The sequence below is a fragment of the Aeromicrobium sp. Leaf350 genome (genome assembly GCF_916858655.1).
GTDB lineage: Bacteria > Actinomycetota > Actinomycetes > Propionibacteriales > Nocardioidaceae > Aeromicrobium.
On sequence record NZ_CAKASL010000003.1, the window covers coordinates 157,434 to 176,857 of the forward strand.

17 protein-coding genes and 4 riboswitches are annotated in these 19,424 nt (G+C 73.5%); of the genes, 10 read left to right on the forward strand and 7 right to left on the reverse strand.

Going from position 1 to position 19,424, the window contains the following annotated elements; genetic code table 11:
* Window positions 1-31: 31 nt before the first annotated feature.
* Window positions 32-167, reverse strand: a riboswitch (cobalamin riboswitch).
* Window positions 168-210: 43 nt separating this feature from the next.
* On the forward strand, window positions 211-1,422 hold the full coding sequence (gene cbiT / locus LO931_RS14395; protein WP_229054489.1) for a precorrin-6Y C5,15-methyltransferase (decarboxylating) subunit CbiT: 1,212 nt from the start codon (window positions 211-213) through the stop codon (window positions 1,420-1,422).
* Window positions 1,419-2,177 (forward strand): precorrin-4 C(11)-methyltransferase, encoded by a 759-nt coding sequence (gene cobM, locus LO931_RS14400; protein WP_229054490.1) that lies wholly within the window; start codon window positions 1,419-1,421, stop codon window positions 2,175-2,177. The genes cbiT and cobM overlap by 4 nt, the downstream gene beginning before the upstream one ends.
* Window positions 2,178-2,336: 159 nt before the next feature.
* Here the strand turns inward: cobM and cobJ are convergent, their stop codons facing one another.
* Genes cobJ through LO931_RS14430 form a run of 6 tightly spaced genes read right to left on the reverse strand, consistent with a single transcriptional unit; the run spans window position 2,337 to window position 8,255 of the window.
* A complete protein-coding gene (cobJ, locus tag LO931_RS14405) occupies window positions 2,337-3,842 on the reverse strand; it encodes a precorrin-3B C(17)-methyltransferase (protein ID WP_229054494.1) in 1,506 nt (501 codons plus the stop codon).
* The gene (locus LO931_RS14410) at window positions 3,839-4,513 is read right to left on the reverse strand and encodes a precorrin-8X methylmutase (protein WP_229054496.1); all 675 of its coding nucleotides are present in this window, start codon (window positions 4,511-4,513) and stop codon (window positions 3,839-3,841) included. The genes cobJ and LO931_RS14410 overlap by 4 nt, the downstream gene beginning before the upstream one ends.
* Complete coding sequence (locus LO931_RS14415; protein ID WP_229054498.1) at window positions 4,510-5,394, reverse strand: nitrite reductase; 885 nt, start codon at window positions 5,392-5,394, stop codon at window positions 4,510-4,512. The genes LO931_RS14410 and LO931_RS14415 overlap by 4 nt, the downstream gene beginning before the upstream one ends.
* On the reverse strand, window positions 5,391-6,191 hold the full coding sequence (locus LO931_RS14420) for an ABC transporter ATP-binding protein (protein ID WP_229054500.1): 801 nt from the start codon (window positions 6,189-6,191) through the stop codon (window positions 5,391-5,393). Before LO931_RS14420 ends, LO931_RS14415 begins: the two co-directional genes overlap by 4 nt.
* 13 nt (window positions 6,192-6,204) lie before the next feature.
* Window positions 6,205-7,233, reverse strand: coding sequence for an iron ABC transporter permease (locus LO931_RS14425; RefSeq protein ID WP_229054501.1), 1,029 nt, complete (start codon window positions 7,231-7,233; stop codon window positions 6,205-6,207).
* A 2-nt stretch (window positions 7,234-7,235) separates the two neighbouring features.
* On the reverse strand, window positions 7,236-8,255 hold the full coding sequence (locus LO931_RS14430; RefSeq protein WP_229054503.1) for an ABC transporter substrate-binding protein: 1,020 nt from the start codon (window positions 8,253-8,255) through the stop codon (window positions 7,236-7,238).
* Window positions 8,256-8,309: 54 nt separating this feature from the next.
* A riboswitch (cobalamin riboswitch) is annotated at window positions 8,310-8,435 on the reverse strand.
* 15 nt (window positions 8,436-8,450) lie between these two features.
* Between LO931_RS14430 and LO931_RS14435 the strand changes: the two genes are divergently transcribed.
* The 8 genes from LO931_RS14435 to LO931_RS14470 all read left to right on the forward strand — a co-directional run bounded on the left by LO931_RS14435 (window position 8,451) and on the right by LO931_RS14470 (window position 18,766).
* A complete protein-coding gene (locus tag LO931_RS14435) occupies window positions 8,451-9,134 on the forward strand; it encodes a (2Fe-2S)-binding protein (RefSeq protein WP_229054505.1) in 684 nt (227 codons plus the stop codon).
* Window positions 9,135-9,139: 5 nt separating this feature from the next.
* A riboswitch (cobalamin riboswitch) is annotated at window positions 9,140-9,340 on the forward strand.
* Between the two features lie 54 nt (window positions 9,341-9,394).
* Window positions 9,395-10,486, forward strand: coding sequence for an ABC transporter substrate-binding protein (locus tag LO931_RS14440; protein WP_229054506.1), 1,092 nt, complete (start codon window positions 9,395-9,397; stop codon window positions 10,484-10,486).
* Window positions 10,483-11,274: a hypothetical protein gene (locus tag LO931_RS14445; protein WP_229054507.1), complete on the forward strand. Its 792-nt coding sequence runs from the start codon at window positions 10,483-10,485 to the stop codon at window positions 11,272-11,274. The genes LO931_RS14440 and LO931_RS14445 overlap by 4 nt, the downstream gene beginning before the upstream one ends.
* A complete protein-coding gene (locus LO931_RS14450; RefSeq protein WP_229054509.1) occupies window positions 11,261-12,307 on the forward strand; it encodes an iron ABC transporter permease in 1,047 nt (348 codons plus the stop codon). The genes LO931_RS14445 and LO931_RS14450 overlap by 14 nt, the downstream gene beginning before the upstream one ends.
* The gene (locus tag LO931_RS14455; protein WP_229054511.1) at window positions 12,304-13,062 is read left to right on the forward strand and encodes an ABC transporter ATP-binding protein; all 759 of its coding nucleotides are present in this window, start codon (window positions 12,304-12,306) and stop codon (window positions 13,060-13,062) included. The genes LO931_RS14450 and LO931_RS14455 overlap by 4 nt, the downstream gene beginning before the upstream one ends.
* A riboswitch (cobalamin riboswitch) is annotated at window positions 13,062-13,215 on the forward strand. (Overlaps the previous gene by 1 nt.)
* Window positions 13,216-13,243: 28 nt before the next feature.
* On the forward strand, window positions 13,244-16,861 hold the full coding sequence (cobN, locus tag LO931_RS14460; protein ID WP_229054512.1) for a cobaltochelatase subunit CobN: 3,618 nt from the start codon (window positions 13,244-13,246) through the stop codon (window positions 16,859-16,861).
* Between the two features lie 76 nt (window positions 16,862-16,937).
* Complete coding sequence (locus tag LO931_RS14465) at window positions 16,938-17,747, forward strand: precorrin 6A synthase (RefSeq protein ID WP_229054514.1); 810 nt, start codon at window positions 16,938-16,940, stop codon at window positions 17,745-17,747.
* A gap of 32 nt (window positions 17,748-17,779) precedes the next feature.
* Window positions 17,780-18,766 carry an aldo/keto reductase gene (locus LO931_RS14470; protein ID WP_229054517.1) on the forward strand — a complete coding sequence of 329 codons (987 nt, stop codon included), beginning with the start codon at window positions 17,780-17,782 and terminating at the stop codon, window positions 18,764-18,766.
* Window positions 18,767-18,788: 22 nt separating this feature from the next.
* Here the strand turns inward: LO931_RS14470 and LO931_RS14475 are convergent, their stop codons facing one another.
* Window positions 18,789-19,424 carry a DUF2461 domain-containing protein gene (locus tag LO931_RS14475; RefSeq protein WP_229054519.1) on the reverse strand — a complete coding sequence of 212 codons (636 nt, stop codon included), beginning with the start codon at window positions 19,422-19,424 and terminating at the stop codon, window positions 18,789-18,791.

The following is a 19,424-nucleotide window of genomic DNA, read 5'->3' on the forward strand; positions in this document are numbered from 1 at the left end:
TAAGGGCTCCCGCTCCGCGCGCCGTGGGTGGTTCACCGTGGCGGCCCGAGGCCGGTCTCCGGACTTCCCGGATCCAGGTCCGGGTCACCGTAGCGGGCCCTGTGCCGGACTTTCACCGGCTTCCCGATTCTCCCCGCACGCGGGGCACCTCGGGCCGTTCTGTTCGGCCTCAGGCTAGCGCGTGGTGTCGGCACCGTTAGCCTCGCGCCCATGGCTGAGACCCCGGTGGGCGGTGGAGTGCACGACGCGGTGCACGTCGTCGGCGTCGGTGCCGACGGCTGGGCCGGGCTGCCCGAGCGGCTGCGCGCGCTGGTCTCGGCGGCGGAGGTCGTCGTCGGCGGCGAGCGGCACCTCGCGATGCTGCCGGGGGACGTGGGGGCCGAGCGTCTCGCCTGGCCGTCGCCCCTGCGAGCGGCGCTGCCGGGCCTCGTCGACGCGTGGGTGGGTCGTCGGGTCGTCGTGCTCGCGTCGGGCGATCCGTACGTCGCGGGCATCGGCACGACCCTGCAGGACTTCCTTCCTGCGGAACGGCTCGTGGTGCACCCGGCGGTCTCGTCGGTGGCGCTCGCGCGCGCTCGGATGGGGTGGGCGGCCGAGACCGTCACGGTGCTGCGTCACGCGGGCGAGCTGCCGCGCCACGTCACGCCCGGGAACCGCATCCTCCTGCTGAGCATGGACGACTCGGCGCCGCTCGTGGCGCGGGACCTGCTGCCCGTGGAGAGCCTCGTGACGGCGTTGATCGAGCTCGGGGGACCGGACGAGCGGCGGATCTCGGCCACGGCCGGGGAGTGGCGCGAGCCGCTGCCGGAGCTCCACGTGCTGGCCATCGAGGTGCGCGGCGAGCGCGGGCACGGCTGGACCGCCGGCGTCGACGAGGACGAGTTCGCGCACGACGGACAGATCAGCAAGCGCGACGTGCGCGCCTCGGCGCTGGCCAGGCTGGCGCCGGCCCCTGGGGAGCTGCTCTGGGACGTCGGCGCGGGATCGGGTGCGGTCGGGATCGAGTGGATGCGGGCCCACCCGCGGTGCCGGACGATCGCGGTGGAGGCGGACCCGGAGCGGGTCGTGCGGATCGTCGACAACTCCACGATGTTCGGCGTGCCCGCACTGCGGGTCGTCGAGGGACGCGCGCCCGGCGCGCTCGCCGACCTTCCCGCTCCCGACGCGGTGTTCGTCGGCGGAGGAGCGACGCGTGAGGGCGTCCTCGAGACCGTCTGGGAGCGGCTGCGGCCCAGGGGCCGGCTCGTGGTGCACGCCGTGACGCTCGAGACCGAGCGCGTGCTGCTCGACTGGGCCGGACGCGTGGGCGGCGAGCTCACGCGGATCTCGGTCGAGACGGCCCGCCCGATCGGCACGTTCACGGGCTGGGAGCCCGCTCGGGCCGTCGTGCAGTGGGCCGTGACGAAGGGGGAGCTGTCGTGACCGTGCACTTCGTGGGAGCCGGGCCCGGTGCCGCCGACCTGATCACGCTGCGTGCCGCGGCGATGCTGGCCGCGGCCGACGTCGTGGTCTACGCCGGCACGTACCTCGACGACGAGGTGCTCTCGCACTGTCGCGACGACGTTCGCCTCGTCGACGCCCAGGACCTCGACCTCGACCGCATCACGGCCGAGCTCGTGGGCGCGCACGAGGCCGGGCTGGACGTCGTGCGGCTGTGCTCGGGCGACCCGTCGTTGTACTCCGCGGTGCACGAGCAGGGGCGCCGCCTCGACGCGCACGGCGTGCCGTGGGACGTCACGCCGGGCGTGCCCGCCTACGCCGCGGCGGCGGCGACCGTGGCGGCCGAGCTGACCGTGCCGGAGCTCGTGCAGTCGGTCGTGCTCACACGCACGCAGGCCAGGTCCACCGCGATGCCGGAGGGCGAGTCACTCGCGGCGTTCGCGGCCACCGGCGCGACGCTGTGCCTGCACCTGGCCATCACCCGCACCCGCGTGCTCGCGGCGGAGCTCGCGGAGCACCACGGCGCCGACTGCCCGGTCGTGGTCGTGGCGAACGCCTCCCGCCCCGACCAGCTCGTGCTGCGCGGCACCCTGGCCGACATCGCCGACCAGGTCGAGGCCGCCGGTCTCCGCCAGGCCGCCGTGATCCTCGTCGGCCGCGCCCTCGCCGAGGACGTCCGCGCGGGCGAGTCCTACCTCTACGCCCCGACCCGCGACCGCTCCCTCAAACGCCCCTGACCCGCCCCATTGCCCCTCGCGAGAGACTTTGTTACCCCTCGCGAGTGAGCTTGTCTGTGCACAGGAGAGGGTTCGTCACTCCTGTGCACCAACAACGTCGCTCGTGACCACCAACAAGGTCTCTCGTCGGGGGTAACAAGGTCTCTCGCGAGCGGTCATTCAGAGGACGAAGCGCGGGGTCCAGACGCGGCCGGTGGGGGTGACGCGGGTGGACGAGGCGCCGACGATCAGCAGGCACTTCATGTCGATCGACTCCGGGTCGAGCTCGGCGAGCGTCGTGACGGCCAGCGACTCCTCGGCCCGTCCGACGTCACGACCGACCACGACGACGGTCTCGGGGGAGCGGTGCTCCAGCAGGATCCGACGCAGGTCGGCGACCTGCGTCGTGCGGCTGCGGGACCGCGGGTTGTAGACCGCCAGCACCAGGTCGGCCTCGGCGATCGCCCGGAGGCGCTTCTCGACGACCTCCCACGGCTTGAGGCGGTCCGACAGGCTCACGACCGCGAAGTCGGCGCCGACCGGCGCCCCGGCGCGCGCCGCGACCGCCTGCACGGCGGAGACCCCGGGCAGCACCCGGACGGGCACCCCGGCGTACTCGGACGCCTCGGCCGCCTCGAAGACCGCGGACGCCATCCCGAACACGCCCGCGTCGCCGCCGGAGACGACCGCGACCTTCTCGCCCGCGAGCGCGAGGTCGAGCGCGTGCCGGGCCCGGTCGACCTCCACGGTGTTGCCGGAGGAGTGCCGCTGGAGGCCCGCGCGCTGCGGCACCCGGTCGACGTACGGGGCGTAGCCGATCACGTGATCGACCCCGGCGAGCGCCTCGGTGGCCTCGGGGGTCAGCCAGCCGTCGGGACCGGGGCCGAGCCCGACGACGAGGAGGTCTTGGGGCTGGGGTGCACCCTTCGAGGCTCCTCCTTCGTCGTCGCGCCTCAGGGCGCGAGAAGCGGGCTTGGTGTCGCCGGGGACGACGATCAGCGAGAAGTACGGCACCGTCGCCGGATCGACGTCGGCCACCGGCAGGGTGCGCTGCTCGGCCATCGACGCGCGCTCGACGTACAGCGCGCCCTCGAGGCGTCCGGCCTGCTCGAGCGCGTCGCGCACGCCGGGGAAGCGACGGCCGAGCTTCATGATGATCGCGCCGTCGGTGTCGGCCAGGCGTCGCGCGAGCTCGGGCACCGGCAGCGTGCCGGGCAGCACCGTCAGGACGTCGGTGTGACGCACGAGCGGAGCGCCGGCCGCAGCCGTGGCCGCCGCGAACGCGGGCACGCCGGGCACGACGGCGGTGTCGAACCGCTCGGCGAGCCGGTCGTGCAGGTACATCGCCGAGCCGTAGAACAACGGGTCGCCCTCGGCCAGCAGCACGACGTGGCGCCCCGCCGTCAGGTGCGCCTCGACGCGGTGCTCGCAGTCGTCGTAGAAGTCGGTCATCGCGCCGTCGTAGCCGCCGGGGTGGTCGGTGACCCCGGTGGTCACGGGGTACTGCAGCACCTCCTCGACCGCGCCCGCCGGCACCAGCTCGGCCACGATCCGGCGCGCGTTCGAGGACTTGCCGACGCCCCGGTGGTACGCCACGACGTCGGCGGCGCCGATCAGGCGCGCGGCCTTGAGGGTCACGAGCTCCGGGTCGCCGGGGCCGACCCCGACGATCCGGAAGGTGCTCACTCGCGCTCCTGGGCGAGGGCGTTGACGGCCGAGGCGGCCATGGCCGACCCGCCTCGGCGCCCGTGCACGGTCACGAACGGCACGTCGATCCCGGTCTCCGCGGCGAAGCCCGCGAGCGCCTCCTTCGACTCGGCGGCACCGATGAAGCCCACGGGCACGCCGACGATGGCGGCCGGACGCGGTGCCCCGTCGGCCAGCAGCTCGAGCAGGTGGAACAGGGCCGTGGGCGCGTTGCCGATCGCCACGACCGCGCCCCCCATGCGGTCGCCCCACAGCGAGACGGCCGCGGCGGAGCGCGTCGTGCCCCACGCCCGCGCGAGATCGGGGACGGCCGGGTCGCGCAGCAGGCACACGACGTCGTTATGCGCGGGCAGCCGGGCGCGCGTGACGCCCGACGCCACCATGTGCGCGTCGGTCAGGATCGGCGCCCCGGCCTCCAGCGCACCCCGCGCGGCGGCGACCAGGCCCGGGTGGATCACGAGGTCCTGGGTCAGGTCGGTCTGGCCCGTGCCGTGGATCATCCGCACCGCGACCTTCTCGGCGTCCAGCGGGATGCCCGAGAGGTCGGCCTCGTCGCGGATCGTCGCGAACGAGTCGACGTAGATCGCCGGGCCGCTGCCCTCGTAGGCGTAGCGGCGGGTCGGGGGCGCCAGGGACGCGTCGGGTGTCATCGGTTCTCCAGGTCGGGCAGCAGCAGGCTTCGCCAGGGGGTCACGACGACCTCACGGTGCGCGCGGGCGAGCACCTGCGCGGCGAGGTCGGGGGTCAGGCGGCCGTCGGGCACGGCGACGTGCTCGGCGGCCCGGCCGTCGTCCTGCGCGAGGATGCCATGCCGCAGGGGGAGGGCCGTGACGTGCGTCCGCAGGTCACGCGCGTGGGCGGTGCCCAGCACGGCGGCTCCACGGTCGGCCAGCTCGTCGACGTGCCAGGCGGACCCGCCCCGGTTCGCCGCGAGGAAGCGGTGGGCGAGCCGGACGAGCGCCTCGGGCAGGTCCGCCAGCGGCACGACCTCGCCCCACCCGTCGCTGCCGACGCGCAGCTGTGCCTCGTCGGCCGAGACCGCCATCGCGCCGAGGTCGAGCGTGCGGTCCACGAGGTCGCCGCGACCGTCGTCGAGCACGACGAGGAACCGCGCGGAGAGGGCCGCGAGCTCGGGGTCGTCGCACACCAGCCGGTCGTACTGCTCCGCAGCAGGGCGGAGGTCGGCCCGACCGCCGGCGCGACCCGACAGGGGCGAGACCATCACGTTGCGCACGAGCTCGTGCGACCGGCTCGGCAGCAGCCCGGTCGCGGCGACGGCGTCGACGAAGGCGTCCTCGACGCAGCCGTCGGCGTGGGCGATCGATCGCAGCTGCACGTTGGCACGCTTGGTCAGGTGCAGGTCGCCGTCGGCGTGCGCGGCCGATACCTCGACGAGCCGCTCGAGGGCCTCGATCGGCAGGCGACCGCCGATCAGCCGCAGACGCACCAGCGCGCCGTCGTCGGCGATCCACGGCCGCAGCACCCCGGGGCAGCGGTCGGCGCGGTCGCGGCCGGAGTCGTGCGAGGTCACGGGGTCATTCTCCCCGCCGGCTCCGCCGCGGACGAGGGCAGCGCCCGCAGGTACCGCACGTGCAGGCCGCCGGCGGTGTCCTCCACGACGGCCTCGACCCCGTAGACCTCGGCGATCAGCGACGGCGTCAGCACCTCGGCCGGCACGCCGGCGGCGTGCACGCGGCCCGCGGCGAGCACGACGAGCCGGTCGCAGTACGTCGCGGCGTGGTTGAGGTCGTGCAGGGCCATGAGGGTCGTCGTCGGCGTCGCCCGCACGAGTTCCAGCAGCTCGAGCTGGTGGCGCACGTCGAGGTGGTTGGTCGGCTCGTCCAGCAGCAGCTCGGTGGGCTCCTGCGCGAGCGCCCGCGCGATCTGCACGCGCTGCCGCTCGCCGCCCGAGAGCGTCATGTAGCTGCGGTCGAGCAGGTGACCGGTCCGCATCGTCGTGGCCGCGCTGGCGATCATCGCCCGGTCGTTCGCGCTCTCGGGCGACCACGGAGCGCGATGGGGCAGCCGCCCGAGCCCGATCACGTCACGCACCGTGGGGTCGGCGTCGGTCGTCGACTCCTGCTCCACGAACGCCAGGCGGCGGGCGATGTCGCGGCGACTCAGGCTGCTGATCGGGTCGCCGCCCAGCCGGACCACGCCCGACGACGTCGGCCGCAGCCCCGCGAGCAGGCGCAGCAGCGACGACTTCCCGGAACCGTTCGGTCCCAGCAGTCCGACGGTGCTGCCCGGGACGACGTCCAGCGTCACGCCGTCCACGATGACGGTCCCTCGCGTCGACCACGACGCCTCGCGGGAGTCGATGCTCATGCCGCGTCCCCTCTCACGACTGCCTCCGCCGCTGGCGGAGCAGGATCAGCACGAACGCCGGCACGCCCACGAGTGCGGTGGCGACGCCGACGGGCAGCTCCTGCGGGGCGATGACGACGCGCGAGCCGATCTCGACCCACACGAGGAAGATCGCACCGAGCACCGTGGCCGTCGGCACGAGCAGGCGGTGCCGGACGCCCACGATCGCGCGGGCGGCGTGGGGCAGCACGAGGCCGACGAACCCGATCGCCCCGGACGTCGAGACGATCACGGCGGTCATCAGCGCCGTCATGATCAGCAGCATCAAGCGGACCTTCGCGACCGAGACGCCCAGCGAGGCCGCCGCGTCCTGGCCGAAGGTGAAGGCGTCGAGCGTGCCGGCCGTGGCCCAGCAGACCGCGACGCCCAGGAGCACGACCGAGCCGCACACCACGACGTCGGACCACGAGGCCGTGCTCAGCGACCCGAGCAGCCAGAACAGCACACCGCGCGTCTGCTCGGCATCGGCGGCGGTGTAGACGATGAACGACGTCAGGGCCGAGAACAGCTGGGTGGCGGCGACGCCCGCGAGGATCATCCGGTCGGTCGTGCCACCCGTGACGAAGCCCAGCAGCAGCACCAGCCCGAACGCCAGCATCGACCCGAGGAACGCGCCGGTCGCCAGGCCGATCGCGCCCGCGCCCAGCCCGGTGACGACCACCAGCACGGCACCCGTCGAGGCGCCGGAGGAGACGCCCAGCACGAACGGGTCGGCCAGCGGGTTGCGGAGCAGCGACTGCAGCACGACCCCGCACAGGGCCAGGCCTGCGCCGCACACCGCGGCGAGCACGGCGCGCGGGAGCCGGAGGTCCCAGATGATCCCCTCGCGCACGCCGGACAGGCCCGAGTCTGGCCCGCCGATCCGCTCCAGGAACACCGCGAAGGCGTCGCTCGGACCGAGGTCCGACGGCCCGATCGTGGTGCCGACCGCGATCGACACGGCCAGCACCACGAGGGCGACCGGCAGCAGCGCGGCGGTGCCGAGCGTGCCCAGCCGGGTCATCCTCAGCTCGCGAGCCCGAGGTCGCGCAGCCCCTGCGCGACCTTCTCGACCGCGTCGACCGTGCGGATCGACGGGTTGAGCTCGGCGCCCGCCAGGTAGATGTAGCGCTTCTCCTTGACCGCGGTCATCTGGCTGGTGACCGGGTTGGACTCCAGGAAGGCGATCTTGGCCGCCGCGGTCTCGGCGGTCTGGCTCTTTCGGGTCAGGTCACCGATCACCAGCACGTCGGGGTCCTCGGCGGCGACGACCTCCCAGTTGATCTGCGGCCACTCGTCGTCCTGCTCGACGAACGTGTTCTCGAGGCCGAGCGCGCGCGAGACGATGCCGGGGCCGCCACAGCAACCGGCCATGTAGGGCGACTCGCTGTTCGCGAACCAGTACATGACCGAGACGCCCTCACCGATCTTCGCGGCGCTGGCCGCCGCCATGCGCGCCTCGAGATCGGCGACGAGCCGCTCGCCCTCGTCGACCGTGTCGGTCAGCTCGGCGAGCTGCCGGATCTCGGTGTAGATGTCGTCCATCTCGAGCGTGCCCTCGCGGGCCCCGTCGGTGTTGCCCTCCTCGAGCTTGCCGCACTCGGCGGCCGACAGGTACGCGGGCAGCTCGTAGTCGTCCCAGAGCTGACCGGCCGTCGCGACGCCGCCCTCACCGAGGGTCCCCGTGAACGACGACGTCACGAGGTCGGGCTCGGTGTCGAGCACGACCTCGAGCGACGGCGCCTGGTCCGCGAGCCGTTCGACCTCGGCGTTCTCGTCCTCGAGGGTCGGCAGGATCGGGTCGGTCCAGCCGGCGGCGCCGACCACGCGGTCCGCGAGGCCGAGCGACAGCAGGATCTCGGTGGTGCCCTGGTTGAGCGAGACGATCCGCTCGGGGCGGTCGGCCTGCGTCACGTCGCCGTGACAGGTCTCGACGGTGACGGGGTAGCCCTCGGCGACGGGGCCGGATTCGCCGTCGTCGGACGAGGCGCAGGCCGAGAGCACCAGGGCGGCGGACAGGAGGCAGACAGGCAGACGGGGACGCATGGCGTTCCTTCACATCGAGGGTCCGTAGCGCGAGACCCGGGGACGCGCCGCGACGATCGCCGCGACGAGCCAGGCAGGTACTCGGACTCGGGTGCTGGACCCTCACCGCTGCGCGTCAGTCCCGGACTCTCACCGGGTTCCCCCACGCTGGCGATCGCAACCTACCCGACGGGGTGGGGCGTTAGGTTCTGCGGCATGGGTGCGACGACGCTGGGCGACCTCGGGCCGTTCTTCGTGGTGGAGACGTCGGTCGCCGATCCGGCCCTGCGCCCGTTGGCCGACCTGCTCGAGGGCGACGGGCTGGCCGAGCGCGTCGCCTGGACCGGTGAGGCCCTGTCGTCGCGGGCCGGCGTCGTCCGCCGCTCGGAGCCCGGCACCCCCGCCCGGGTCGAGGTGGAGGAGCGCGTCGCGGCGTCGACCGCCTCGCTCGGGGTCTTCGCGCGCCTCCTCTCGCCCGTGATCGGGGCCGCGCTGCTCGGCGTCGACGCCCCGGGGGTGGACGGTCTGCACTGGCAGCCCGTCGACGGCGGGCCGCTCCGCCTGGCCGCTGACGCCTGGGTGCGGCCCGACGTCGGAGCCGTGCTCGGCCAGGCGGTCGCGCCGCTCGTGCGGCGTCTCGACGACGAGCACGGCGTGTCCACGAAGATCGGCTGGGGCAACGCCGTCTCGGCCGTCCACGGCGCCGCGAGGATGGCCGCGCAGGCGGATCCGGACCTCTCGCGCGAGGCCGGACGGCTGCTGCGGGAGCTGCTGGAGCACCCGCTGCTGACCGGCACGGCCGACGTCGGACCACCCTTCGTGCGGCGGTCGTGCTGCCTCTACTACCGCATCCCCGGCGGCGGGTACTGCGGCGACTGTGTGCTCGCTCACAGCGGCTGAGGCCCGTCGGCTGGTGCTGCTACGGTGCGATCGCCAGCGCAAGGGAACCCGGTGAGAGTCCGGGACTGACGCGCAGCGGTAAGGGTGACGAGCGGGACACCGCGTCGCAAGACGCGGAGCCACTGGGCCTCCTTCGGGAGTCCTGGGAAGGCGTTCCGGTCGGGTGATCCCAAGTCCGAAGACCTGCTGGCAGCGGGGCATCCGCCCCGGACCCACCCCCCAAGGCTCCGCGTACGAGCCTCGAGTGAACGGACTGCCTCATGGCCTTGTCGAACCCTGCCCGCACGCCCCGGACCCGCCTGCGCCTCCACCGCGCCGCGGCCGTCGTGACCACCGGGGCGCTGCTCCTGCTCGCCGCCTGCGGCGGTGCCGCCGAGTCCGAGACCGACGACACCGCGGGTCCGGTCTCGGTCGAGAACTGCGGCGAGGAGACGTCGTACGACGCCACGGCCGAGCGCATCGTGGCCACCAGCAACTCCGCCAACATCGGCACCCTGCTCCGCGTCGGCGCGCTCGACCAGATCGCCGCGATGTCGCTCTCGGTCGGCAACGACCCGATCCTCAACGAGCTCTACGACGTCGACGTCACCGACGTGCCGCGCCTCAAGAGCCCCATCTCGCTCGAGTCGGTCGTGGGCGCCGACCCCGACCTGCTGATCGGCTCGTACAGCGGCCTGTTCTCGGGCTCGTCCGGCGTGACCCGCGAGGCCGCCGCCGACCAGGGCGTGCCGACGTACGTGATCTCCGACAGCTGCCGTCAGGACCCGGCCGATCCCGCCTCGAAGCTCGGCACGATGAGCCCGTGGGACGCCGTGCGCGCCGACATCGTCAACTACGGCGAGCTGACCGGGAACGTCGACGAGGCCGAGACCGCCCTGGCGGAGTTCGACGAGCGGCTCGCGGCCCTCGAGGACGCCCCGCAGGGCGACACCCCGCCGCAGGTCCTGCTGTTCGACAGCGCCACGACCGACGTCTACACGTCGGGCCGCAACGGCCCACCGCAGGGCATCATCGAGGCCGCCGGTGCCGAGAACGTGTTCGCCGAGGAGGACACGACGTGGTTCCGCGCCTCCTGGGAGTCGGTCGCCACGCGCGAGCCCGACGTCATCGTGGTGATGGACTACCGCAGCGACAACCCGAACGAGGTCGAGGAGAAGCTGGCCACGATCCGCAACCAGGCGGCTCTCAAGGACACCGAGGCCGTCCGCGAGGACCGCATCATCGTGCTCCCGCTGGTGCTGTTCACGAGCGGATACCCCAACATCGAGGCCGCCGAGCAGCTGCGGGCGGGCCTGGAGGAGCTCGGGCTGCTGCCCGAGACCGACATCGCGGGCACGCTCGACCTGTCGTGACGACCGACGTCGTCCTGCTCGACCTCGCCGCGACGGACCCGGACCAGTACCTGGTCCGTCACGGCGAGGCGGGCAGGGGGCCGGGCTGGCGGCTCGCCAGCGACCTGGCCGCGCCGGAGGCCTGGCCGGCCGTGGCCCGCGCGTACGCCGACGACCTCGGGTCGCGCAGCGTCGTGGTGGGTGGCTCGTGCGCGCTGCAGGGCTACGCCTGGCGTGTCGCGACCCTCTCCGTCGGACGTTGGGTCGCGGCCGGGCACGGGGTGCCGCTCGCCGAGGTGCCGCTGCGGGTACGGCTGCGCTCCGGCCGCACGGTCGGACTGGCCGTCGGCGCCTTCGGTGCGGACGCCGGTCCGTCGACCCCCGAGGACCTCGCCGCCGACCTTGTCCGCCACCTCTCTCCCCTGGTGGAGGCGTCCCGCACGGTCTCCCGACTGACGCCGCGCGTGGCCTGGGGCAACGTCGGGAGCGCCGTGGCGAGTGCCTGGCGACGGGCCCACGACGCCGCGGGCCCGCAGCAGGGCGAGGCCGTGCTCGAGGCCGCTCGGGCCTGCCTGGACGCGCCCGCCTGGCCATGGCCCGAGGTGCCTCTCGACTGGCAGGCCCGCCCCGACCTCCCGCTCCGCTACCGACGCTCGACCTGCTGCCTCATCCGGTTGGCGCCGGAGCACCGGGCCTGCACCGCCTGCCCCGACCTGGAGCCGGCCGAGAACGACCGGCGGTGGAGCGAGGCGGAGGCCGAACGCGCCCCTGCGCCCCGGATCCCGGTGGGTGCTCATGTCGGCGGCTGACACCCGACGCGCCCCGCTCACGCTCCTGACCGTGATCGGCGTCGTGGCACTGCTCGTGAGCCTGCCCGCCGCGACGGCCCTGGGTGCGACGAGCATCCCGTGGTCGGAGGTCGTCGAGGTCTGGCGGGCACGGCTCCAGGGCGTGCCGAGCGAGGCGACGTCCGACACGATCATCTGGAACATCCGGGCGCCGCGCGTGCTGCTGGCCGCGATCGTCGGGGCCGGTCTGGCGGTGGCGGGCACGGTCGTGCAGACGCTCGTGCGCAATCCCCTGGCCGACCCCTACCTGCTGGGCGTGTCGTCGGGTGCCAGCGTCGGCGCCACGGCCGTCATCACGCTGGGGGTCTTCGCCTCGGCCGGCACCTGGGCGCTGTCGGTCGGCGCCATGATCGGTGCGGTCGTCGCGGCGGCCACGGTCTTCGGCATCGCGATGGGCCAGGGCGGTCTGACGCCGCTGCGTCTCGTGCTCACGGGCACCGTGCTGGCCTCGGCCTTCTCGGCCGTCGCGAGCTACCTGGTGTTCCGCAGCGAGGAGCCGCAAGCCGCGCAGAGCGTGCTGTTCTGGCTGCTCGGCAGCCTGGCCCGTGCCTCGTGGGAGCAGCTCCCGCTGCCGGTGGTCGCGGTGGCCGTGACGACCGTCGTGCTGCTGCTCATGCGCGGCTGGCTCGACGCGCTGCTGGCCGGTCCGGACGTCGCCGCGGCGCTCGGCGTGCCGGTGGCCCGGCTCCGGGTGGTGCTGTTCGTGCTGCAGGCGCTGCTCGTCGGCGTGCTCGTCGCGGTGGCCGGCGGCATCGGATTCGTCGGCCTGATCGTGCCGCACGTGGCTCGCCTCCTGGTGGGCCCGCTGCACGGCCGCATGGTGCCGGTCGCGGCGCTGACGGGCGCGATCTTCCTGGTGTGGGTCGACGTCGCGGCACGCACGCTCGCCTCGCCCCAGGACATCCCGCTGAGCGTCGTGACGGGCGTGGTCGGGGCACCCGTGTTCCTCGTGCTGCTGGGCCGACGCCGCTACCGGTTCGGAGGCGAGTCGTGAGCGCGCACCTCGAGGCGAGGGCGGTCGAGTGCCGTCGTGGCCGGACGACGATCCTCGCGGACGTCGACCTGGCCGTCGCGACGGGCGAGCGCGTCGCGATCGTGGGCCCCAACGGGGCCGGCAAGTCCACGCTGCTGCGGGTGCTGGCCGCGATCGACGCCCCGCACGCCGGGTCGGTGCTGCTGGACGGGCGTCCGCTGTCGACGATGCCGGCGCGTGAACGGGCCCGGGCGATCGCGGTCGTCTCGCAGCAGGAGGTGCCGCCCGCGGACCTGCTGGTGCGCGAGCTCGTGTCGCTCGGCCGGGTGCCGCACCGCTCGCCGTGGTCGACGGACTCGGGCGATCACGCGCTCGCGGCCCTCGACCGGCTGGGCCTGCGCGACTTCGCCGATCGTGCCGTCGACCGGCTCTCCGGTGGCGAGCTGCGACGCGTGCTCGTGGCGCGTGCGCTGGCCCAGGAGGCGCCGCTGCTGGTGCTCGACGAACCGACCAACCACCTCGACCTCCGTCACCAGCACGAGCTGCTCCGCACGGTGCAGGACCTCGGGCTCACGGTCGTCGCGGCGATCCACGACCTCGGTCTCGCGGCCCGCTACTTCGACCGGGTCGTCGTGGTGCACGGCGGCGGCATCGCCGCGGCCGGCAGCGCGGACGAGGTGCTGACCGCCGAGCTCGTGCACCGGGTCTTCGGGGTGAGGGTCGTCCGCGTCCTGCACCCGGAGACCGGCGAGCCCCACCTGCTCGTCGACCCGTGAACGTCGAGCCGGCCGGCGGCACGGATACCCTGGGCGCACCGTTCGTGTGGTGCAGGAACCCGGTGAGAGTCCGGGGCGGTTCCGCCACTGTGACCCGGTGCCAGATCGAGGGGGCCGGGCAGCCAGACACTGACCACCGAACTCCGTCATCCATGGGGCGAGAACCCCGGAGGAGCACGTCATGACCCGCATCGCGCTGCTGTCCACGTCCGACACCGACCTGCTCTCGGCCCGCGCCAGTGGTGCCGACTACCTGTGGGCCAACCCGTCCCGGCAGGTCGAGGGCCACCAGTCGATGGCCGAGGCCATCGAGGCGTCCGACCTCGTGATCTGCCGGGTGCTCGGCTCGCCGCAGGACCTGTGCGCCGGCTTCGACCGCATCCGGGCGACGGGCAAGCCGATGATCGTGCTGGGCGGCGAGCTCACGCCCAACGCCGAGCTCATGGAGATGTCGACGGTCCCGGTCGGCGTCGCGGCCGAGGCGCACCGCTACCTCGTCGAGGGTGGGCCCTCGAACCTCACCCAGCTGCACGCGTTCGCCTCCGACACGGTGCTGCTGACCGGCGAGGGCTTCGAGCCGCCGCAGCAGGTGCCGACGTGGGGCTGGCTCGACCGGCCCGACGCCGCGTCCGCCGACACCGCGGGGCTCCCACGCATCGGCGTGCTGTTCTACCGCGCCCACCACACCGCCGGCAACGAGGACTTCGCCCACGCGCTCGCCGACGCGATCGACGCCACGGGCGAGGCCGTCGGCCTGCCGGTCTTCTCCAGCTCGCTGCGCTCGGCGTCCGACGACCTCTACGCGGCGCTCGGCACCCTCGATGCGCTCGTGGTCACGGTGCTCGCCGCGGGCGGCTCGACGCCGGCCTCGGCCTCGGCCGGCGGCGACGACGAGGCGTGGGACGTCGCGCGCATGGCCGCCCTCGACATCCCGATCCTGCAGGGCCTGTGCCTGACCTCGAGCCGCGAGGAGTGGCTCGCCAACGACGACGGCGTCACCCCGCTCGACTCGGCGAACCAGATCGCGATCCCCGAGTTCGACGGTCGCATCATCACGGCCCCGTTCTCGTTCAAGGAGATCGACGAGGACGGCCTGCCGCGCTACGTCGCGGACGCCGAGCGCTGCGACCGCGTGGCCCGCATCGCGGTGCACCACGCGCGCCTCGGCCACGTGCCCGCGAGCGAGCGCCGCATCGCGCTGATGCTCTCGGCCTACCCCACGAAGCACAGCCGCGTCGGCAACGCCGTGGGCCTGGACACCCCGGTCTCGACCGTCCGGCTGCTGCGTCGCATGGTCGAGGCGGGCTACGACCTCGGCGAGGACAACGAGGTGCTGCGCATCATCGCGATGGACGACGACACCGAGGCCGGTGACGCGCTCATCCACACGCTGATCGACGCGGGCGGCCAGGACGAGGAGTGGCTGACCAGCGCGCAGCTCACCGACTCGCACGTGCGCATCACGCCCGAGCAGTACGAGGAGTGGACCGCCGACCTCCCGCAGGACCTCAAGGACGAGATCGTCGAGGCCTGGGGCGCCGCGCCCGGCACGCTGTTCGTCAACGCCGACGGCCACGTCGTGCTCGCGACGCTGCAGGCCGGCAACGTGGTGCTGCTGATCCAGCCGCCCCGCGGCTTCGGCGAGAACCCCGTCGCGATCTACCACGACCCCGACATGGCGCCCTCGCACCACTACCTCGCGGCGTACCGCTGGCTGCGCGCCCAGCCCGACCGCGGCGGCTTCGGCGCGCACGCCGTCGTGCACCTGGGCAAGCACGGCTCGATGGAGTGGCTGCCCGGCAAGAACGCCGCACTGTCCGCCTCGTGCGCGACCGACGCGGCCATCGCGGACCTGCCCCTGATCTACCCGTTCCTGGTCAACGACCCGGGCGAGGGCGCGCAGGCCAAGCGCCGCGCGCACGCGGTCATCGTCGACCACCTCATCCCGCCGATGGCGCGGGCCGAGTCGTACGGCGACATCGCGCGCCTCGAGCAGCTGCTCGACGAGTACGGCAACATCGCCGCGATGGACCCGGCCAAGCTGCCGGCCATCCGCGGCGAGATCTGGACGCTGATGCGTTCGGCCGAGATGCACCGCGACCTCGGCCTCGAGGAGCAGCCGGACGACGAGTCGTTCGACGACTTCATCATGCACGTCGACGGCTGGCTGTGCGAGATCAAGGACGTGCAGATCCGCGACGGCCTCCACGTGCTCGGCCAGGCGCCGGAGGGCTCGGTGCAGGTCGACCTCGTGCTGGCGATCCTGCGTGCCGCCCAGGTGTGGGGCGGCGAGTCGGGAGCCGTCTCCGGGCTCCGCGCTGCGCTCGGGCTCAAGGACGGGGAGGCCACGACCGTCGTCGACTCGATCGAGGCCCAGGCGCGCTCGCTCGTCGAGGCGCTGGCCGCCTCGGGCTGGCGAGCCGACGCCGTCGCCGGCCTGCACGACGACCCGGGCGTGCAGAAGGTGCTCGCGTTCGCCGCGACCCAGGTCGTGCCGCGCCTCGACGGCACGGCGAACGAGCTCGACGCGATCCTGCACGCGCTCGACGGCGGCTTCATCCCGGCCGGTCCGTCCGGCTCGCCGCTGCGCGGTCTCGTCAACGTGCTGCCCACGGGCCGCAACTTCTACACGGTCGACCCGCGGGCCGTGCCGTCGCGGCTCGCGTGGGGCACGGGCCAGGCCATGGCCGACTCGCTGCTGCAGCGCTACCTCGAGGAGACCGGTGAGTACCCGGCGTCGGTCGGCCTCTCGGTGTGGGGCACGTCCGCGATGCGCACGAGCGGCGACGACATCGCCGAGGTGCTCGCGCTGCTCGGCGTGCGACCGATCTGGGACGAGGCGTCGCGCCGCGTCGGCGACCTCGAGGTCGTCTCGCTCGAGGAGCTCGGCCGCCCCCGCATCGACGTCACGGTGCGCATCTCGGGCTTCTTCCGCGACGCGTTCCCGCACGTCGTCGCGATGCTCGACGACGCGGTCGAGCTCGTGGCGGGGCTGGACGAGCCGGCCGAGCAGAACTTCGTGCGGGCCCACACGCAGGCCGACCTGGCCGAGCACGGCGACGAGCGTCGCGCGCGGACCCGCATCTTCGGCTCGGCTCCCGGGTCGTACGGCGCGGGCGTGCTGCAGGTGATCGAGTCCGGCACGTGGCGCGACGACGCCGACCTGGCCGAGGTCTACACGGCGTGGGGCGGCTTCGCCTACGGTCGCGACCTCTCGGGAGTGCCGGCCGCCGACGACATGCGCACGTCGTACAAGCGCATCAAGGTCGCGGCCAAGAACATCGACACCCGTGAGCACGACATCGCCGACTCCGACGACTACTTCCAGTACCACGGCGGCATGGTGGCCACCGTGCGCGCGCTGACGGGCTCGGACCCGAAGGCGTACGTCGGCGACTCGACCTCGCCCGACGCGGTGCGCACGCGCACGCTGCAGGAGGAGACCAACCGCGTCTTCCGCTCGCGCGTCGTGAACCCGCGCTGGATCGGCGCGATGCGGCGCCACGGCTACAAGGGTGCGTTCGAGCTGGCGGCCACGGTCGACTACCTGTTCGGCTTCGACGCCACCGCCGGGGTCGTGCACGACTGGATGTACGAGTCGCTCGCGAAGGAGTACGTGCTCGACGCCGAGACGCAGGAGTTCATGCGGAAGTCGAACCCGTGGGCGCTGCGCGGCATCGTGGAGCGGCTCGACGAGGCGGCCGACCGCGGGCTGTGGGCCGAGCCCGATGCCGAGGTCGTCGCGGCGATGCACGCGGTCTACCTCGAGATCGAGGGCGACCTGGAGGACCGTGGCTGACCCGGCCGGCCCGGCAGGAGCGCCGGGCCCTGGGCGGCAGGATCGAGCACAGGTGCCGGGCCCTGGGCGGCACGATGTGCTGAGGCTGGTCGGCATCGGCCTGGGCGATCCCGCGCACCTGACGGTCGAGGCCGTCGAGGCGCTGCAGGCGGCGTCGTTCGCCCTCGTGACGGTCAAGCGTGAGGACGACCCGTTGGCGGCGGCCCGCCGCGCGATCCTCGACCGCTACGCCCCCGACCTCTGCGTGATCGAGGTCGTCGACCCCGAGCGCGACCGGTCGGCCTCGTCGACCTCGTCCACGACGGCCTACGAGGGCGTCGTCTCCGACTGGCACGAGGCCCGCGCCGCCGCCTGGGAGTCCGCCCTCACCACCGCCTGGACCGACCCAGATTTGCGCCGAGATGTGCAGTTCCGCGCTGTTGATTCCGCACAACTGGGAGCAAATCTGGGTGCGGGGGTGCTGCTGGTGTGGGGCGACCCGGCGTTCTACGACTCGACGATCCGGGTGGTCGAGCGGGTGCTGGCGCGGGGCAATCTTGCCTTCGAGTGGGATGTCCTCCCCGGCATCTCGGCGCTGCAGCTGCTGGCCGCCCGGCACCGCATCGTGCTGCACGAGGTCGGCCAGCCGATCACGGTCACCACCGCCCGGCGCCTGCGCGAGGCCGTCGACGCCGGCGCCGACAACGTGCTCGTCTTCCTGACCGGTCGCCTCGAGCTCGATGGGCTGGAGAACTGGACGATCTCGTGGGGCGCCAACCTCGGGGCCGCCTCCGAGCGTCTCGTGTCGGGCCGCGTGGCCGACGTGCTCCCGGCGATCGAGTCCGCGCGCGCGGACGCCAAGGCCGACGCCGGCTGGGTGATGGACCTCTACCTCCTGCGCCGCTGACGCGGTTGGGCCGCCCGGAGCATGCTGGAGGCATGAAGACCACAGCATGGGGAAGTCAGGGGCTCGAGGCGTCGGTCGAGGGGCTCGGCGCGATGGGCATGTCGGCGTTCTACGGCGGCCGTGACGACGAGGAGTCGGCGGCGACGCTGCACCGGGCGCTCGACCTGGGCGTCACGCTGATCGACACGGCCGAGATCTACGGGCCGTGGATCAACGAGCAGCTCATCGGTCGCACGCTCGGATCGCGCAAGGACGAGTTCGCGATCGCCACCAAGTTCGGGTCGCGCATCCGCGAGGACGGCACGCGCGGTCCGGTCGACGGCAGCCCGGAGTACATGCGCACCGCGCTCGACCGCTCGCTGCAGCACCTCGGGCTCGACACGATCGACCTGTACTACGTCCACCGCGTCGACCCGAACGTCCCGATCGAGGAGACGTTCGGCGCGCTGTCCGAGCAGGTCGCCGCGGGCAAGATCCGCTACCTCGGCATCTCCGAGGCGGCGCCCGAGACGATCCGCCGAGCCCACGCCACGCATCCGCTCTCGGCGGTGCAGACCGAGTACTCGCTGTTCGAGCGGGCCCCCGAGGTCAACGGCGTGCTCGACACGACCCGCGAGCTCGGCATCGCGTTCGTCGCGTACTCGCCGCTGGGGCGCGGTGCCCTGACCGGCAAGATCGCGTCGGCCGACGAGCTGGACGCCGACGACTTCCGGCGCAACAACCCGCGCTTCAGCGCCGAGAACCTGACGCAGAACCTGACCGTCGTCGACGAGCTGCGCTCGATCGGTGAGCGGCTCGGCGTCACCCCGGCGCAGCTCGCGCTGGCGTGGGTGCTGCACCAGGACGGCGTGGTGACGATCCCCGGGTCGAAGAAGCGCACGCACCTGGAGGAGAACGTCGCCGCCGCTGACGTCGAGCTCAGCGCCGATGACCTCGCGGCGCTCGACGCCGCCGCCCCGCTCGGCGTCGCTGCCGGCGGCCGCTACGACGAGGCCGGCCTCCGCTCCGTCCACCTCTGACCCGCCCACTACCGCCCGGGGGTCAGCCGCGGACGTGGAGGGCGACCCAGTCCAGGAGGGGCTGGGTCTCGCGCCAGTCGGCGCGCACGACGTCGAGCAGCGCGGCGGTGCCGACGACGTCGGGGCCGAAGCCGCGCTCGCGGCGCACCGTGAGCGTCTTGTGGCGCAGCAGGTCGATGCGGGGGTGCTCGGCGTCGTAGCCGCGCGGCGACGTCTTGAGGCGCTGCCCGCCGCGTTCCCACCCGGCCGACTCCAGCGCCTCCACGATCGACTCCAGCTCGGCGCCGAACGTGTCGTGCACGATCGCGTCGCGCAGGCTCGCGACCCGCGCAGGGGAGGCGTCGTAGAACCCGGCACCGGTCACGATGCCGGGCGCGCTGACCTGGAGGTAGTACCCGAGCGCCGGACCGATCGCGGTGAAGATCCCCTGGTGCGTCTTGTACGGCGTCTTGTCCTTGCTGAACCGCACGTCGCGGTACGGCCGGAAGGCCTTGGCCTGGCCGAACTCGTCGCCGATCGCCGCGATGAACGCCTTGGCCGGCGCGGCGACGAACTCGTCGTAGCGGTGACGGTTCTCGGTCCAGAACGTCTTGGTGTTGTCGCCCTCGAGGTCGTCGTAGAAGTCGAGCGCTGCCTCGGGGAATCCGTCGAACGTCAC

What these genes read in the sequence shown, in the direction of transcription:
- LO931_RS14450 (WP_229054509.1), top strand. Translation starts at nt 11,261, where the DNA reads ATGTCGGCGGCTGACACCCGACGCGCCCCGCTCACGCTCCTGACCGTG.
- LO931_RS14430 (WP_229054503.1), bottom strand. Translation starts at nt 8,255, where the DNA reads ATGCGTCCCCGTCTGCCTGTCTGCCTCCTGTCCGCCGCCCTGGTGCTC.
- LO931_RS14435 (WP_229054505.1), top strand. Translation starts at nt 8,451, where the DNA reads ATGGGTGCGACGACGCTGGGCGACCTCGGGCCGTTCTTCGTGGTGGAG.
- LO931_RS14470 (WP_229054517.1), top strand. Translation starts at nt 17,780, where the DNA reads ATGAAGACCACAGCATGGGGAAGTCAGGGGCTCGAGGCGTCGGTCGAG.
- LO931_RS14420 (WP_229054500.1), bottom strand. Translation starts at nt 6,191, where the DNA reads ATGAGCATCGACTCCCGCGAGGCGTCGTGGTCGACGCGAGGGACCGTC.
- cbiT (WP_229054489.1), top strand. Translation starts at nt 211, where the DNA reads ATGGCTGAGACCCCGGTGGGCGGTGGAGTGCACGACGCGGTGCACGTC.
- LO931_RS14425 (WP_229054501.1), bottom strand. Translation starts at nt 7,233, where the DNA reads ATGACCCGGCTGGGCACGCTCGGCACCGCCGCGCTGCTGCCGGTCGCC.
- LO931_RS14410 (WP_229054496.1), bottom strand. Translation starts at nt 4,513, where the DNA reads ATGACACCCGACGCGTCCCTGGCGCCCCCGACCCGCCGCTACGCCTAC.
- cobN (WP_229054512.1), top strand. Translation starts at nt 13,244, where the DNA reads ATGACCCGCATCGCGCTGCTGTCCACGTCCGACACCGACCTGCTCTCG.
- LO931_RS14440 (WP_229054506.1), top strand. Translation starts at nt 9,395, where the DNA reads ATGGCCTTGTCGAACCCTGCCCGCACGCCCCGGACCCGCCTGCGCCTC.